At 63.8% G+C, this 15,648-nt stretch carries 12 protein-coding genes; 5 read left to right on the forward strand and 7 right to left on the reverse strand.

Features of this window, described 5'->3' with window-relative positions:
- The first annotated feature begins 23 nt into the window (after positions 1–23).
- The 5 genes from A2G96_RS26930 to A2G96_RS26950 all read left to right on the forward strand — a co-directional run bounded on the left by A2G96_RS26930 (position 24) and on the right by A2G96_RS26950 (position 6,095).
- On the forward strand, positions 24–740 hold the full coding sequence (locus A2G96_RS26930; RefSeq protein WP_062804149.1) for a Crp/Fnr family transcriptional regulator: 717 nt from the start codon (positions 24–26) through the stop codon (positions 738–740).
- 119 nt (positions 741–859) lie between these two features.
- Positions 860–1,504 (forward strand): hypothetical protein, encoded by a 645-nt coding sequence (locus A2G96_RS26935; protein ID WP_062803239.1) that lies wholly within the window; start codon positions 860–862, stop codon positions 1,502–1,504.
- Between the two features lie 206 nt (positions 1,505–1,710).
- Positions 1,711–3,318 (forward strand): hypothetical protein, encoded by a 1,608-nt coding sequence (locus A2G96_RS26940; protein WP_062803240.1) that lies wholly within the window; start codon positions 1,711–1,713, stop codon positions 3,316–3,318.
- 312 nt (positions 3,319–3,630) lie between these two features.
- On the forward strand, positions 3,631–4,263 hold the full coding sequence (locus tag A2G96_RS26945) for a response regulator (RefSeq protein ID WP_062803241.1): 633 nt from the start codon (positions 3,631–3,633) through the stop codon (positions 4,261–4,263).
- Positions 4,260–6,095, forward strand: coding sequence for an ATP-binding response regulator (locus A2G96_RS26950; RefSeq protein WP_062803242.1), 1,836 nt, complete (start codon positions 4,260–4,262; stop codon positions 6,093–6,095). The genes A2G96_RS26945 and A2G96_RS26950 overlap by 4 nt, the downstream gene beginning before the upstream one ends.
- Positions 6,096–6,161: 66 nt before the next feature.
- Here the strand turns inward: A2G96_RS26950 and A2G96_RS33930 are convergent, their stop codons facing one another.
- The 7 genes from A2G96_RS33930 to A2G96_RS26970 all read right to left on the reverse strand — a co-directional run bounded on the left by A2G96_RS33930 (position 6,162) and on the right by A2G96_RS26970 (position 15,621).
- Positions 6,162–6,329, reverse strand: coding sequence for a hypothetical protein (locus A2G96_RS33930; RefSeq protein WP_010812488.1), 168 nt, complete (start codon positions 6,327–6,329; stop codon positions 6,162–6,164).
- 207 nt (positions 6,330–6,536) lie between these two features.
- Entirely contained in the window at positions 6,537–6,959 is a 423-nt protein-coding gene (locus A2G96_RS26955) for a VOC family protein (RefSeq protein WP_062803243.1), read from the reverse strand.
- A gap of 29 nt (positions 6,960–6,988) precedes the next feature.
- Positions 6,989–8,104 (reverse strand): NADH:flavin oxidoreductase/NADH oxidase, encoded by a 1,116-nt coding sequence (locus tag A2G96_RS26960; RefSeq protein ID WP_062803244.1) that lies wholly within the window; start codon positions 8,102–8,104, stop codon positions 6,989–6,991.
- Between the two features lie 567 nt (positions 8,105–8,671).
- A complete protein-coding gene (locus A2G96_RS32805) occupies positions 8,672–9,793 on the reverse strand; it encodes a T6SS immunity protein Tli4 family protein (RefSeq protein WP_082819106.1) in 1,122 nt (373 codons plus the stop codon).
- Positions 9,790–11,229 carry a phospholipase D-like domain-containing protein gene (locus A2G96_RS34310; RefSeq protein ID WP_167354397.1) on the reverse strand — a complete coding sequence of 480 codons (1,440 nt, stop codon included), beginning with the start codon at positions 11,227–11,229 and terminating at the stop codon, positions 9,790–9,792. The genes A2G96_RS32805 and A2G96_RS34310 overlap by 4 nt, the downstream gene beginning before the upstream one ends.
- Positions 11,186–12,322, reverse strand: coding sequence for a phospholipase D-like domain-containing protein (locus tag A2G96_RS33560; RefSeq protein WP_150124260.1), 1,137 nt, complete (start codon positions 12,320–12,322; stop codon positions 11,186–11,188). The genes A2G96_RS34310 and A2G96_RS33560 overlap by 44 nt, the downstream gene beginning before the upstream one ends.
- 2 nt (positions 12,323–12,324) lie before the next feature.
- Positions 12,325–15,621: a type VI secretion system Vgr family protein gene (locus A2G96_RS26970; RefSeq protein WP_062803246.1), complete on the reverse strand. Its 3,297-nt coding sequence runs from the start codon at positions 15,619–15,621 to the stop codon at positions 12,325–12,327.
- Positions 15,622–15,648: the final 27 nt, after the last annotated feature.

Raw genomic sequence — 15,648 nt, forward strand, 5'->3', positions numbered from 1 at the left:
GGCGCAGCCCGCCCGTCGGTGCCATGAGCGAACCCGCACACCCCACTTCCCTCCCCGCCCCGGCACCCGCCGCGGTGCTGGCCGGACATGCCTGGTTCGGTGAACTGGCCCCGGCACACCAGGCCCTTGCCGCGCGCGAAACGCTGCTGCAGTCCTTTGCCGCGGGCAGCTTCATCGCCCGGCGCGGCGAGCCGTCGCGCCACTGGATCGGCGTCGACAGCGGCCTGATCAAGCTGGCGGTGTACACGCCCGATGGCCGAGGTTGCACCTTCTCTGGCGTGCCTGCCGGCGGCTGGTGCGGCGAAGGCAGCGTGATCAAGCGCGAGCACCGCCGCTATGACGTGATCGCGATCCGCGACTCGCAGGTGCTGCTGGTGCCCGAGCCGGTCTTCAACACACTGCTCGCGCAGAGCCTGCCGTTCGCCAGCTTTGTCGTGCGCCAGCTCAACGAACGCATGGGCCAGTTTATCGCCACCGTGCAGAACGATCGACTGCTGGGGGCCGATGCGCGCGTGGCGCAAGCCATCGCGCAGCTGTTCCACCCCGACCTGTATCCGCGCACCAGCCCGGTACTCGAGCTGTCTCAGGAAGAAATCGGCCTGCTTACCGGACTCTCGCGCCAGCGCGTCAACCAGGCGCTGCGCCGGCTGGCCGATGCGGGCATGGTGCACCTGTCGTACCAAAGCATCCGCGTGACCGACCTGCCACGGCTACGCCACTTCGGGATGTCCGAGCTGTAACGCGGCAGCCACCAGGGCGGCCCCGGTCTTTAAGCGCGATCTCCGCGGCCTTGCGCCGTCCGCCGAATCCTGCGACAGTTACCCGCCGCACCGCCGCCAGTTTCCGGGTCGTTTTCCGCATGCCGCTTGTCAGCCGTCACCACGTCCGCTTTGCCCGCCTGCGCTTTCCCTTTGCCGTCCATGTGCAAGCCCTGCATGGCACCGCCAGCCTGCGCGACGCCAATGCACGACGCGAAGTGCGGCCCGGCGACCCGTTCGTGGTGCACGCATTCGCCCACTTCGACTGCGACCTGCCCGGTACCTGGCAACAACCCTGCGCCATCGTCCTGACCGCCGTACCCGACAGCGACTGTCCCCGGCTGGCCGGCAAGCCGGCGGATCGCCCATGGTCGCGCCAGTTCGCCGGCCTGGTCTTCTCCCGTCCCGACACCGACTGGAACGCCGAACGCCTGGCGGCGCAATGGCAGGTGCCCGAGCGCCTGGTGCGCGCGCGGCTCTTTGCCGAAGGCGAGGCGCTGCATCCGCTGCTGCGCGAACAACGCGCCGCCCATGCGCTGCACGCGCTGGCCAGCGCCGGCGGCCTGGTGCCCGCGCTGGACCAGTTGGCCATGCACGCGGGCCTGCGCTCGGCCAGCGCGCTGGCGCGCGCCTGGCACGACTGGTTCGGCATCGACGCCATGCGGCTGCTAGAAGATTGCCGCGCTGGCGGCCGCACGCTCGCGCCGGCGGCAACCTGGCCGGGGCTGGTGCGGGCGGCTGCCTGAACCGCTCTCTTGTTGTGGCAGACGTCCTGCACGCCGCATGAGCTTTGTCAATCACCTCAACGCGGGTTGGGCTCGCTCAGGCAATGCGCGCAAAATCGCGCCCGCGGGGCGGGTCAGCCGTTCCGTGGGCGGGGGTCCTGCATGAGCCAGTGTTCCACCACGCAGCGCCCTGCCATAACAAGAAAACCACAGAAATCAATACAGGGATGAAAACAAAACATCTGTTTTTGACGGGTCTGGCGGCGGCCGTACTGACGGCCTGCGGCGGCGGCGGCGGAGATTCGGCGACCACTGCGCCCGCTGCCACCAAGATCACCGGCACCGCGGCCGTTGGCGCTGCGTTGGGCAATGCCACGGTCCAGGCCAAATGTGCCACGGGGAGCGGCACGGCCACTACCGCCGCGGACGGCAGCTTCACGCTCAGCATCAATGGCGCCACGCGCCCGTGCGTGCTCAGCGTCAAGACGCCCGACGGCACCACGCTGCATTCGGTGGTCGAGGCCGGCACCGGCACTACCGCCGTGGCCAACATCACTCCGCTGACCGAACTGGTGACCGCGTCGCTGGCGCAAGGCAGCACCGCCGCCTTCTTCGAGCAATTCGATGCCGCCGCGCAGGCCAAGCTGACCTCCGGCAACCTGACCAGCGCCACGGAATCGGTGCGCCTGGTGCTGACCGGCGTGGTGGACCTGGGCGGCGTCGACCCGCTCAAGGATCCGCTGGTGGCCGCCAACGGCGCCAACGCCGGCAATGCGCAGGACAAACTGCTGGACCAGCTGGGCGATCGCCTGGAAGCGTCAAAGACCACGCTGGATGAGTTGTCCTCCGCGGTGGCCGCCAATGCCGACCCCGCGGCGGTCCAGACCGCGCTGCAACCGGCGGCGGCGACCTGCACCGGGCTGAAGACCGGCAAATACCATGTGATCGGACTGGGCTCCGCAGCGGCGGAAGCCGGCGACCTCGACGCCGCCGCGCTGAAGCTGCAGGTCGGCAACGAGACCGTCCCTTTCACCGCCGTTGCCAACGACAACTGCCGCTTCACCGTGCCGGGCACAAACGGGGCCACCAACACCGTGATGGTCGCCAAGTCCGGCATCGCACTGGCCGTGCCGCCCGCTGGCCCGATGAGCGATCTGCCCACCCTGCTGGTGCCCGCACAGGCCGTTGCCCTGGCCGACCTGGCAGGCGACTGGAACGGTCTCGGCATGGAGCGCGACAACGCCGGCACCCCTTACGCATCGCGCCGCGTAACCTTCAGCATCGATGCCGCGGGCAAGCTGACCAAGGGGGCGGACTGCTCGAACGTGGACACCTGCGAGGCATGGCTGCCGGATGAACTGCCGACGCTTAGCGCCAACGCCGACGGCAGCTTCAAGATCACCGACAGCTTCGGCACGCAGCTCGCTTATGCATTCAAGGGCACCGACGGCCAGGTGACGGTCGTGATCACCCACGACGATGGCTTCATGATCGCCGCCAAACAGGTGCTACGTCCCCTGCCGGTGGCGGGTACGACAAGCTCGTACTGGGACACAGTACTGTATGGCGGCCTGGTGCCCACGCTGGAAAACGCCGGCACGTGGTCGACCATCGTGACTATGGTGGATGCGCAGACCAGCAGCTACACGCGCAAACGCGTGGAAGACGGCCGCCTGGACAGCTGGAAGGTGAACAGCCCGGCCAACGGTCTGCGCTACCGTGCCGCCAGTAGCAAGGCTTCCGAGATGATCTCGATGGTGCCGGGCAATACCGGCCTGAGCCTGGGAATCGCCGTGAACGGATCGTTCTACGATATCTCGGTAAGCCGCCCGTAACCGTAACAGAGGCGCCAAGTCAGGCGCCTTGCATGCGGCTCACACCAAGCCGGCCACCGCCCTGCGGTGCCGGCTTTTTTTCCTTCACGCCAGCCCGCAACAGCTTGCCGGCAAAAAAATACCCACAGCCGGGTGGTAGTGGGTAACAAAGTGGTGCGGGCACGTCGCGGAACTGCCCACGGCTCGCATCTTTGCATCGGCATTGCCGTGCGCCAATAATCTTTCCGGACTAGTTGCGTCCCCACAGCGGTTGCATGGACAAGCGCGGTCGATTCTTGTCCAATGGATCGCCCCTCGAGTCCGCTCTGTTCAATGTCCCACGCCCGCCTGCTGCTGATCGACGACCATACCCTGTTCCGCACCGGGCTGCGCCTGGTGCTGGCCGACAGCCCGAGCGTGGCGCATATCATCGAGGCCGGTTCGGTCATGCACGCGGTGCAGGACCACGGCGGCGCGGCGGTCGACATCATGCTGCTCGATATCCAGATGCCCGGCCTGAACGGCATCGAGGGGGTCAAGGTATTGCGCCGGCATTTCCCGGCGGCGCGCATCCTGATCGTGTCGGGCACTTCGGGGCTGGACACCATCCCGGCCGAAGTGCGGCGCGAGATTGCGGGCTTCCTGCCCAAGTCCGCCGACGCAAACGAAATCGAGGAAGCGATCGCGTGCTGCCTGGCCGGCGGCACGCATTTTTCCGGCGAAGCCGATGCCGCGGCACCGCTCCAGACATCCTACGCTGCGAGCAACCTCACACCGCGCCAGCTGGAAGTGCTGCACCAGCTGACGCTGGGCCGCTCGAATAAGGTCATTGCCTACCATATGGGCCTGTCCGAGAACACCGTGCGAGTCCATGTCGCGGCGATTCTCGATCATCTCGGCGTGGTCAGCCGCGTCGAAGCCATCCTCGAAGCCCAGCGGCGCGGACTGGTACAGGCGGTGCGATGACGGTGGAGACCACCGCCCCGGCAGCCCCCGCGCGCGGGCCGCTGCGCTGGCTGCCCCGCTACGATGCGCCACGCATTCTGGCGGCGCAGATGAGCCTGATCGACCAGAGCTTCGGTTGCGCGATGGCAGGCAGTTCGCTGGCAGCGATCTTCCTGGCGGCGGGCCTGGTCCTGAACTGGGACCGTCCCGGCGCCGTGCCCTGGGCCTGCGCGATGGTGCTGGCTTGCGCCGTGGCGCACTTCGGGCGGCTGCGGCTGCCCGGGCGGCTGACCGAAGCCGGCGCGGCGCGCTATGCGCGCGGCATGACCGCCATGCTGATGCTGATCGGCGCGCTGTGGGGACTGGTGGCATGGCTATACCTGGACGTGCGCATGCCGGCGGTGGTGATCTGCATCCTGTCGCTGATCGCCGGCATGAGCGCGGCGGCGCTGGCGGTATTTTCGGCATGCCTGCCGGTGGCGATCGGTTTCTTCGTGCCGGCGATCGTGCCGGTCTGGATCGCGTTCCTGGCTACCGGCGATATCGAATACTTGCCGATGTTCCTCGCCACGCCGCTGTACCTGTGCGTGCTGCTGGTGTTCGCGCGCAACTACGCGCGCGTGGCGCGGCAATCGATCGCGCTGCGCTTCGAGAACGTGGAACTGATCTCGCAGCTGCGCGAGCAGACCGCGCGCGCCGAGGCCGCGCAGCACGCGGCCGAAGAAGCCAGCCGCGCCAAATCGGTGTTCCTGGCCTCCGCCAGCCATGACCTGCGCCAGCCGCTGCACGCGATGGGGCTGTTCCTGGTATCGCTGGGCCGCACCCACCTGGATGAACGCCAGCGCCAGCTGCTGGCGCATATCGAGGCCTCTTCCGGCGCCGCGCGCGAGATGCTGAACTCGCTGCTGGATTTCTCCAAGCTCGAGGCCGGCGTGATCACGCCGCGCGCGCGTGCGTTCCGCCTGCAGCCGCTGCTGCACAAGCTGGAGAACGAGTTCGCTCCGCAGGCCGAAGCGCGCGGATTGGTGTACCGCACGCGCGATACCACCGTCACGCTGCATGGCGATCCCACGCTGGTCGAACTGGTGCTGCGCAACCTGATTGCCAATGCCATCCGCTATACGCAACGCGGCGGCGTGCTGGTGGCTTGCCGCAAGCGCGGCGCGCACGCGGCCATCGAAGTCTGGGACACCGGCATCGGCATCCCCGCTGCCCAGCACCGCGACATCTTTCGGGAATTCCATCAGCTGGGCAATCCCGAACGCGACCAGCGCAAGGGGCTCGGGCTGGGACTGGCCATAGTCGAGGGCCTGGCGCGCACCATGCAGACGCGCGTAACGCTGGGCTCCCGCCCCGGGCGGGGCTCGGTGTTTCGCTTCGGCATGCCGCAGGCCTGGGAGTCCCCCGAAGAGAGCCCGCGCCCGCCAGCGGCGCGCGCGCTCGATGGGCTGCGCGTGCTGGTGATCGACGACGACGAGGCCATCCGCAGCGCGATGTCCGAGCTGCTGTCGGCATGGCGCTGCGAATGCCGCACGGTCGAATCGGAAGAACAGGCACTGGCAGCGCTGGAGGAGTTCACGCCCAGGCTGGTGCTTGCGGATTACCGCCTGCGCGGACACCGCACCGGCCAGCAGGCGCTCGACGCGATCCGGCAGCGGCTGGGGCGCCACGTGCCTGCCATCATCATTACGGGGGATACTGCGGCCGACCGCCTGCGCACGGCGCACGCAACCGGCACCGCCTTGCTGCACAAGCCGGTGGTACCGCAGGAATTGCAGGCGGCCATCGACACCCTGCTGCGCGAGTTCCAGGCCAACAGCGCTGCGGACCCCCAGGGGGCGGTGACGAAATGAACTACGCCCCGGTCACGCCGGGGTCAGGGCCAAGTCAGGGCGAAATCAGGGCGAATTCAGGGCCAATCAACCGCCCGAATGCAGCGGCGACAGCGAATAGGCCAGCACCAGTCCCGCGACGATTGCCGGCGACCCGAGCCTGATCGCCGTGCTGCGCGACAGCACGCCCAGATACACATACAAACACACCAGCACCATCGCAGTCACATACAGCAGGCTGTCATAGACTTGCATGGACGTCTCCCTTGCCATTGTTCTTATTGCTTTACTTCGGTGGGCTGCCAACGGGGCGGGATGCGTGGGGTATTGCGGAACTGCGTGGGGGCGCTCCGTCGACAGCATGCTATGGCTGTCTGTTCAGAGGATAGTCCGTACTTCGGCGGCGCGTGGCAATTATGGAAATCCCTTTGCGGCACTGCACCAGCAGCGGTGCGGGTCGGCTCAATCGGCCGGCAGCATCTCGGGGTTCCATGCGATTTCCCACAGATGCCCGTCCGGATCGTGGAAATAGCCGGCGTATCCACCCCAGAAGGTGTCCTGTGCCGGCTTGACCACGCTCGCCCCCGCGGCCAGTGCCTGCGCCATCACCGCATCGACCTCGGCCTTGTCGGCAACGTTATGGGCCAGCGAGAAATCGGTCAGCGCGCGCGACGTTACCTGCAGTCCGGCATCATGCGCCAGGCTGGCGCGTGGCCATAGCGCCAGCCTGAGGCCGGCCTGCAGGTCAAAGAACGCTACCGCGCCGTGCTCGAACTGCTCGCCCACGATGCCCGCGGTAGGCAGGCCAAGTCCGTCGCGATAGAAGCGCACCGCACGCTGCAAGTCATCGACACCCAGCGTGATCAGCGTAATCCTCGGTTTCATGGCAGTTCCTCACGTTGTTGGTCGACAGTCTAGCGCTGTCCAAACGCTGCACCGGCGAACAGGTCTTTCAGCTCACGCGGCTGCGAACGCCAGTATTGCTTCGGCGCCTGCACGCTCGCGCCGAGGCGCGCCGCCGCATGCCAGGGCCAGCGGGGGTCATACAGCATGGCACGCGCCAGCGATACCGCGTCGGCTTCCTGGTTGGCGATGATGGCTTCGGCCTGTTCCGGTTCGGTGATCAGGCCCACCGCAATCGTCGGCAGGCCAACCTCCGCCTTCACCCGCTGCGCGTAGGGCACCTGATAGCCGGGCCCGAGCTTGATCGCCTGCTGCGGCGAGACCCCGCCGGTGGTCACGTGGATCGCCGCGCAACCGCGCGCTTTCAGCGCCTTCGACAAGGCCACCGTGCCCTCGATATCCCATCCTCCCGGCACCCAGTCGGTCGCCGAGATGCGCATCCACACTGGCCGCTGCGCCGGAAACGCCTCGCGCACCGCGTCGAACACTTCGATCGGGAAGCGCATGCGGTTCTCCAGGCTGCCGCCGTATTCGTCGTCGCGGTGGTTGGCCAGCGGCGACAGGAACTGGTGCAGCAGGTAGCCATGCGCGGCGTGGATCTCGATGCCATCCAGCCCCAGCCGCGCCGCCCGCCTTGCCGCGGCGACGAAGTCATCGCGCACCTTGTCCATGCCTGCGCGATCCAGCGCAACGGGCGCGACTTCCTTAGCGCCGTGCGGCACTGCAGAAGGCGCCACCGTATGCCAGCCACCGGGTGCATCGGGGGCAATCTGCTGGCCGCCATCCCATGGCGCCTGGCTCGATGCCTTGCGGCCGGCGTGTCCGAGCTGAATCGCGATCGCAATCGGCGAATGCGCGCGCATCGCGTTCACCACGCGGGCCAGCGCCGCTTCGTTGTCGTCCGAATACAAGCCCAGGTCGTGCGGCGTGATCCGCCCTTCCGCCGAGACCGCCGTGGCCTCCACGATCAGCATGCCCGCGCCCGACAGCGCCAGCGAACCCAGGTGGATCATGTGCCAGTCACCCGCATTGCCGTCGTGTGCGGAATACTGGCACATCGGCGCTATGGTGATGCGGTTGGCAAGGGTGAGGCCGCCGATGGCGAGCGGCTCGAACAGTTGGCTCATACGTGGTGCTCCTTGCAGGATCTTGCTGCCCTTCCAGACAGGAATTTTCGATTCTAGGCCGATGCCGGCGTTGTTGCAGGCGGCTGATCATCGTCCTGCACCGCGCTGGACAATCCAGCACCATGATGCCGCTGCCCGCCAGCCCGGAAGTAAAGTGCCACGCAAAGAAACAGGCGGCGGCCACCGGCGTCAGTGCATGGCGCCGAAAAAATCGATGCGATTCACCTGCACACGGCCAGGCCGCGTGCATGGCGTCTATGGGGAAAAGTCTGGCAGAGGTCAACCGGTGCCGGCACAGCGTCGGCCGCACCCCGCCCTCCAGTAGCGCGCGCCAGCACCCGCACGCCGATCAGGACAGCTAGCAAATGTGCGGAAACCTCGTCTGCCAAAAGGGTCGCATCCGCATCGCCCTGATTGCTGAGCCGCGGTGAACTGGCGGCGGAAGAAATTCCGGATTCCCGCGAAGGCCGTTAAATTTGCGGTGGGCGGGGCTATCGGTATGAAATCCGCTTATAGAGCCGGTGGGACAAAACGCAAGCCCTGATCGAGAAGAGCCCTTTTTTGCGGTTATCGCGCTGGCAACGGGCGCATACCAGCCGCAATAGTCTTGCCCAGGGCAAGCACACCTTCACGGCTAACCGGCGCGACACCTTTAGCACGGGCGTAGGCCGCGTCGCGAATCACATACATCATCAGATCTGGCCGTTCGTCCTTAGCGTTAGGCTCGCCACGTAAGGACAGTAGGTATCCATAGTCTTCCGTGCCGTCCTTGCGCTTCAACGCGACGAACGATTCGACCCCTCGGCCTGCTGGCACTGTTACATCTTTGTACAACTCTTGCCAAAGGCTCCTAACGCTTTGGTAATTTCCGGCATAGTCTTGCATCCAGAAGAAGTCCGCTCGAGCTGCTGCAGAATAGGCCGACGAATTCTCATTCCTGTCCGCCACACGGGCATTTCGATCCTCCATCCATACCGTGATATCGGGGTGCTCGCGCAAGCGATACGCTACGCTGATAGAACGCGGATTCGTTCCATCGTCGCCAATGAACATATGGGGCAAGCAAACGCCTGGCGCACTAGGAATAGTAAATAGTGGTCGGGGCTGCACGCCATTTATTAAGGTACGGTAATACTTTTCCAACACCGCCGTCTCTTCTGGGCGGCCTGATACGCCCCACCAAAGCGCGCTCCGCCCGACTTCGATATACGCAGAATAGTGAGATCCCATGCGCCACGCGACGCCAGCGTGTCGAGCCGTTGCAAGCGTCTCGAGATTTGCTCTCTGCCCGCGCGGCGTTATCCCGTGATTGGCCTTCAATCTCCTCAAATCGGCTGCTTTTCTTCCCTCCGCGGCTTGCCTGAACTCCCGGCGGTGCGGTTCCCCTTCCGGCTGCGAAACCATCATCAATCCCATAAATGACTGCATCGGGCCAAATGCATACTGCCCGTCCGGAAATTTGCTTCTGGGATAAGCATCGCCGTTGCCAGCCGCGTACTCTCGAAAATCCGCCGCCGACAACGCCGCCACTTCCACTTCACCAGGCAATTGAAGCTGTGTGCGCCCAACACATTCAGTTTTCCAACTAGGCGGAACCTCTCCTGCTGAGGCGCCGAATCCTAGCCCGGCACTACAAACGGCAAACAGAAAACGGCGGACTAGTTTGGCCTGGGCGTTCAATATGGTCATGCGTGTTCCTTGCGGGCGGTATCGTCTGTGGAGAACACGGCCAGTCCTCCGTCGTCGCTCGACTGCGTTTGCATCGCGTAGCGTTCCCCGCTGTCATGCGGCTCGTCGTTATGGGCCACCAACGCGGTCGGATAAGGGAAACGGTTATTCTCGCCTCGGGTCCAATGGATCGGCAGCGAAGTTATAAATCCGGTCACTGACTCAAGCAGCTTGACGCCCGTCGGTTCATGGCGCGGCTTTTGCCAGAATGCGTCCTCGGCGGGTTGAGGATATGCTGGCGCACCGCTGGCACCTGCGCCTGCGGACTTCTGCGCGAGAGGATCCCAATTGGGCAGGATCGAGGCAGGCCGGTTCGGTTCAAAAGGCGACCAGTTTCTCGGCACATGCTTGAAGGCAGCCTCATAAGCCTTTGCATTTGCTTCCGCCCGCTTCTGTATCATGCGCCAACTATCTGGCTTGCCCGGTTGCAACACCGCATCCCTTAGCTCATTAGCTGCCTTGCTGCCACCCGCCGTCAGCCCGAACAATTTTCCCCAGATTTTTTTTCGTAGTTCATGCGCGAAAACCCGGACTGGCTGCTGGCTCCCCTTTCCATTGATATCCTCGCGACGATGATCGTCGTCCATGACCAAGACCGCGATCTCTGAATCACGCTCCCCCAACAGGCTTCGGTCATTGATATTCGCACTACCGAGCAAAGCGTACAGGTCATCAACGATCATCAACTTGCTATGCACATAAATCTGTTCAGTCACATAGCGCTCACCGAGCTTCGTCCAATTGCGCAAATTAAGCAACGTTACGTAGTCGAAGCAGGCTGAGACCGGAATACTCTCGTATTCTCGGTTTCTATCATCCTCGATAACCCGCATATAGCGAGGATCTTTCTTCTCGCGTAGCTCTCGCGCCTTCAAAGCCCTGCGAATGCCGCTGAGCAAACTCTTGCTTCCGAAAGCGATAGTCTGCATTGTCCAATAGACTTGCACCGCAATACTGGCGTTTAACAAACTTCCCTCGGGGTGCACTGGCAATGTAATATAAACATGAAAAGGTGGCCGGTCTTTATCGAGAATAGCTCGTGTAATTCTGGTAACGAGAGCGGAGCATACACGGTTGGTTGGTGGATTGAGGAGTTTGCTATCGTCCACCTTCAACCGGGGTTTGAAACCATCCAACGTTATTCCAACTGGCGCATCGTCATCGAGAACGCCGAGCTGCTTAGCCGTCTTGCTGGCGTCTTTACCTCCGAGATCATTGATGTACTTCGCTGCAGGAGACAAGGAACCGGTGACAAAATCGGCCTCTTCGCCAAAATCTGACACAAAAAACTGGCTCTCAATATAAATGAAACGCCTACTCTTGGCGATCAATTGCAACATCGCCCGGTGAATATCATCCTCTGTGCCGGTTGGTGCTGTGTCCGGCTTCTTCTGCATCGCGTCGTACTCGGCTTTCCGCATACCGGCTGGCGCGCTTCGCAAAACTTGTATATGAGCATTCCCCGCGCTTTTCGTATGTGCTCGGTGGCTTAGGCATAGGCAACTTCATTTTGCTTACCACGTTCCACCGAACAACGAAATTGCGAAGCAGATCCGAAACCGCTGGCCCCTCGATACGGCTATGTACGTCTTGCCATGGCATTCGTGGTTGAACGGCTGCATTCAACGTCACGTATTGGACACGGTTTCGTTCTGCGCGACGGCCTAGCCCAATAGCATTTGCTCCGACGGCATCCATCGTCGGTTCACTATATGGTACTTGAACTCCACCGGAAGAGATTTGCTTAAGCACTCCGTCGGCCGTGCTGTTGGTCAGGCCAGGTAACTTGAAACTATCTGCTGCGCCGGTAAGCAGATCAGGATCGACGATATCCCTAGCCCTCTTATCAAGTGAACCTAGCCAAGCAATGCAAGGATTGTAACGATTAAGAGCCTTGCGGCCATCACCATCTGCACGCAAATCATAGCTAGCATCGTCATAACGACCATAAGCTAAATCAATGCCACCGACAAATGCAATCTCTCGGTCTATGACTACAAGTTTTTGATGATGACTGAAATATGTGGTGTTTCTAGTAGCATTGGATTTCGCGACCGCCACGTGCACACACTTTTCCTTGCTGGAGTAGCCAAGGTGAGTATTGATTGCTTCCAGTGCATTACATGTTTGATCATCATAAGTTTGCACCGGGCTGGTATCGTCCCAGGGCAACACATAAATCTTGACCTTGCGCTTGGCCGCTTCACACAACACATCCCAGAGGCGCTTACCAGGAGCCAGCATCGCGTCCCAGTTCACTTGCCATCCTATGATGCAGATCTCCTGCGAGGCCTTTTCACAGGCGGCGATAAAGTCGGCGAAATACTCTCGCCCGGTAGTGAAGGATACAACCTTGTTTCCCGCTGTCTCTTTGGAGAACACTGCGCCGTGCCCTACCCAGAGATTGCTGGTTGCTGCGCCTTGCGCGGCCCTTCCCTCCTTACCAATAATTTGCGTAAGGACGCGAGACGATTTTTCTTGCCCAGCCATGCTCACTTGACCTTAATATGGTTTAGCAGCGCTTCGCCTGTCGTATGTTTGATATCGCGAGCTGCAACGTCAGCGTAGTATTCTTCTACTGGATGTCCTTCTGCGACTCCGAAACTATCGGCGTATCCCATTGCGTTGAGCGCATGCGCCATTTTTTGCCGGTCATCCCATTCTTCGGATTCACGCAAAAGCGAAACCCGGTGCACTTGGCTATCACAGACAAGCCAGATCTGATTGATGTGCTTATTACAAGCACCTTGCAATACATTTTGTTCAGCCATTGACAAGGCCAGCTTTCCAGCGTCGTCACTCTTGCCCCGCAAAATCTCGTTATCGCTATATAGGGCTTCGAGTTCGCTCTCGGCCTTGACAATGCGCCAATCGGTCAGGGGGAACGCCGCCCCCAGCGGACCCGGTACATCCTGTAATGCAATATTGAACTGCACTGGAATGTCCTCTATGGCCGCATCCGGGAATGACGGTAGGACGTAAGCCGTATCCACCGCCCCCTCAAACTTCCTCTGTGCCGCCTTATAAGTAATCGCCCCCGGACACTCCACGGTAATATTTCCGTCCTCGATCAATATCGACGCCCCACCCGCCGTGGCAATGCGGATCCGTTTCGCCGCGGCGAAATCCACGTTCATGTTGGCCGACACCACGGTCAGGTCGTCCCGTGCCGCCAGCTTCAGCAGATCATGCTGCGCCTGGATATCGATATCATCCTGTCCCGCCGTCAGTTGCAGGCCGATATTGTTGTCCCCAGCACCCGACAGTCCCGCCGCGACACCAATCGCCTGCGCCGCGTGTACGCGGGCCTGGCCAGCTACCGCGATGTTGCTGTCCTGGCCACTGGCCAGTGCCACGCTTTCGCCGTTGGCAATCTGCAGGTCCTGGCCTGCAACCACCGCCAGCCCGGCCCGGCCGTTGAGGTGGACCATGGCCGCGGCCTGGTGCGGAACCTTGCCGGGGGTCGTGGTGTTGCCGCTGGACGCATCGTCTTTGGCCGCTTCGAGCGCTTGACCATCGACCATGCCGGAAGCAGCCTTGGTCTGCTTCGACAAGGGGGCTTCGTCATCCTTGCCGGTGGACAGGGCCCGGGTCTGGTGCGTGGTCGCGCCCTGGCTCAGGGTCTTGACGAGGTCGCCCGCCTGGCGCAGCAACGCTATGCCGGCGGCGTTGTCGCCGGTGGGCAGCGCGCGGCCGGTGGCGGCGTCGCGGTAGGTGGTCAGCAACAGGCCGGCCTGGCCGCGCACGGCGGCGTGGCCGTCGGTGCGCAGCTCGAACCCCTGGCCGCGGAAGCTGCCGCGGCGGTTGTCCTGCTGATGGATCAGGTGGCCAAGGTTGAGCTGGGTCGACTGCAGCGTGGTGGCCAGTTGGGTGCGCAGCTGGCTGTCGCTGTCGTCCAGCACCAGTTGGTTGTAGCCCTTGCCGCCGTGTTCCTGGCTCTTGAAACCCGTCAGCGCCGCGGCATTGCGGTGGCCGTCGGGCTGAGCGCCCAGGCCGTGCCAGGCGGGGCTGTTGCCACCAGCAAGGTTGCCTTGCGCGCTGGGGGCGCTGTCCGTGCCCTGTGCGTACAGGGATTGGCTGTCGCTGCTCGCCGCGGCGCTCTTGCCGCCTGGCGTCGGTGCGTGGCCGGCTTCGCCCTGGCCGTTGTACAGCGCGCCAATGACGAACGGCTGGTCGATGTCGTCGTCGGCGAACTTGACCAGCACTTCCTGCCCGATGCGCGGCAGCCATTGCCAGCCCATGCCGGCGCCGGCCTGGCGCTGTGCGACGCGGATCCAGCGGCTGCTGCGGTCGTCGGCGCGCTCGCCGCGCTGCCAGTGGAAGCGCACGCGGATCTCACCGGCGGGGCTGGCGTGGTGTTCGGCGTTACCTTCGGCCTGGGACTGGCCGTCAGGACCGACGACGATCGCGCTATGTACCCCTAGCGGGCCGGAACGGCTGTAAAGACGAGGACAATTGACGTCAAGGACGCAGGCGCGCCACGGACGGCGGGCGTCGATGGCGCGGAAGATGGCCGCGTAGCCCTGTTCGCGTGCTGCCGTCTTCAAGGCTTTGGTCGGGACCAGGCGCACGGGATCGTGATCCGGCAGCACTCCCAGCAGCCCGGGGGTTGCCTCCGGCGCGTCGGGTGCCGGCGGGGGTGTGTCGAAACACAAAGCTGCCTCGAGCGGTCCCATGCGATCGGCCAGTGCGGCGCTCGTGTCGGCCGCGAGGTTGTTGATGCCGCAGTGCTCCACCGCATCGAGCAACAGCGGGTAGCCTGCCGCATCATCTTCCTGCAGCGGCAGGTGTGGGCAGCCAGTGACGGTCAGGCGCATGCCGCTGCGCAGCGTGCGCACGGACGCCCGGCCGGTGAACAGCAGTGCGCGGGCCTCGACAGCTTCGATCACCTGCTCGGCAACACGCTGCGCGCTCGCGGCGTCCGGCGCCAAGGACAGGCTGACGGACAGGTACGGATCCGGGCTGACCGCCCGGCCCGCATTGCCAACGTAACGTGCCGGCGCGTGGCCGCGGATCGCACGCTTGGCCTCCGGGTCCCATGCCGTCACGGCCACGCCGCCCACCGTCGCGCGGGTCTCGCACGCCAGCTGCTGGATGGCATCGGCCGATTCCTGGCTGTGCGCGCGATGGAAGCGGATGCCGCAACCTGCCGCGGATTCTTCGTCTTCCGGCAATTGCGCGCTGTCGGCAAAGATCACCACGGCATGCCCGCTGGGCGCTTCCTCGTCTTCCACGACGGTATAGCCCAGGCCGGCCTCGGCCAGCAGGCGCGACAGGAAATGAAAGTCGGTCTCTCGGAACTGCGCGACATGTGCACGCTCGCCGATGGCGGCAATGCGCGCCTCGGCGCCGGCCGCGTAGCGCCATTGCGCGTGCGGCGCATAGGGCTGCAGCACGGTCTCGATGATGCTGTCGAGCTTGCGGTTCTGGAACACCTGGCTGTTGCGCTGCTGCGTGGTCAGCCACAGCCACGGCACCACGGTCAGGCGATAACGCGCCAGGCTGCCGTCGGCACCGAGCTTCTCGGCCTGCCGGATCAGGCCGGTGCGGCGCGACTGGCCGCCGCCGGTGAGCGTGGTCAGCAGCGTGACACGTTGGCCAAGCAGGCTGTCCAGTGCGATATCGGCGTTGGCACTGACCGCGACGATGCGCGACTCGGCCAGCGCGGACACGCCTTCGCGGCCGATCCAGGCCTCGACGGCGAGTTCGCCCAGCGCGCCTTCACCTTCCAGCGCATACAGGCGGTGCGCCGCACTGAAAAGATGTTGGTAAAGAGTGGTTACATCCATTCGCTGTCCGTTCGTGCAGCCGCAACT

This window comes from Cupriavidus nantongensis (genome assembly GCF_001598055.1).
In the GTDB taxonomy this organism is placed as follows: domain Bacteria; phylum Pseudomonadota; class Gammaproteobacteria; order Burkholderiales; family Burkholderiaceae; genus Cupriavidus; species Cupriavidus nantongensis.

Bases quoted from the DNA above. Each gene is read 5' to 3' on its own strand.
- A2G96_RS26930 (WP_062804149.1), top strand. From the start codon at position 24: ATGAGCGAACCCGCACACCCCACTTCCCTCCCCGCCCCGGCACCCGCC.
- A2G96_RS26935 (WP_062803239.1), top strand. From the start codon at position 860: ATGCCGCTTGTCAGCCGTCACCACGTCCGCTTTGCCCGCCTGCGCTTT.
- A2G96_RS26940 (WP_062803240.1), top strand. From the start codon at position 1,711: ATGAAAACAAAACATCTGTTTTTGACGGGTCTGGCGGCGGCCGTACTG.
- A2G96_RS26945 (WP_062803241.1), top strand. From the start codon at position 3,631: ATGTCCCACGCCCGCCTGCTGCTGATCGACGACCATACCCTGTTCCGC.
- A2G96_RS26950 (WP_062803242.1), top strand. From the start codon at position 4,260: ATGACGGTGGAGACCACCGCCCCGGCAGCCCCCGCGCGCGGGCCGCTG.
- A2G96_RS33930 (WP_010812488.1), bottom strand. From the start codon at position 6,329: ATGCAAGTCTATGACAGCCTGCTGTATGTGACTGCGATGGTGCTGGTG.
- A2G96_RS26955 (WP_062803243.1), bottom strand. From the start codon at position 6,959: ATGAAACCGAGGATTACGCTGATCACGCTGGGTGTCGATGACTTGCAG.
- A2G96_RS26960 (WP_062803244.1), bottom strand. From the start codon at position 8,104: ATGAGCCAACTGTTCGAGCCGCTCGCCATCGGCGGCCTCACCCTTGCC.
- A2G96_RS32805 (WP_082819106.1), bottom strand. From the start codon at position 9,793: ATGACCATATTGAACGCCCAGGCCAAACTAGTCCGCCGTTTTCTGTTT.
- A2G96_RS34310 (WP_167354397.1), bottom strand. From the start codon at position 11,229: ATGCAGAAGAAGCCGGACACAGCACCAACCGGCACAGAGGATGATATT.
- A2G96_RS33560 (WP_150124260.1), bottom strand. From the start codon at position 12,322: ATGGCTGGGCAAGAAAAATCGTCTCGCGTCCTTACGCAAATTATTGGT.
- A2G96_RS26970 (WP_062803246.1), bottom strand. From the start codon at position 15,621: ATGGATGTAACCACTCTTTACCAACATCTTTTCAGTGCGGCGCACCGC.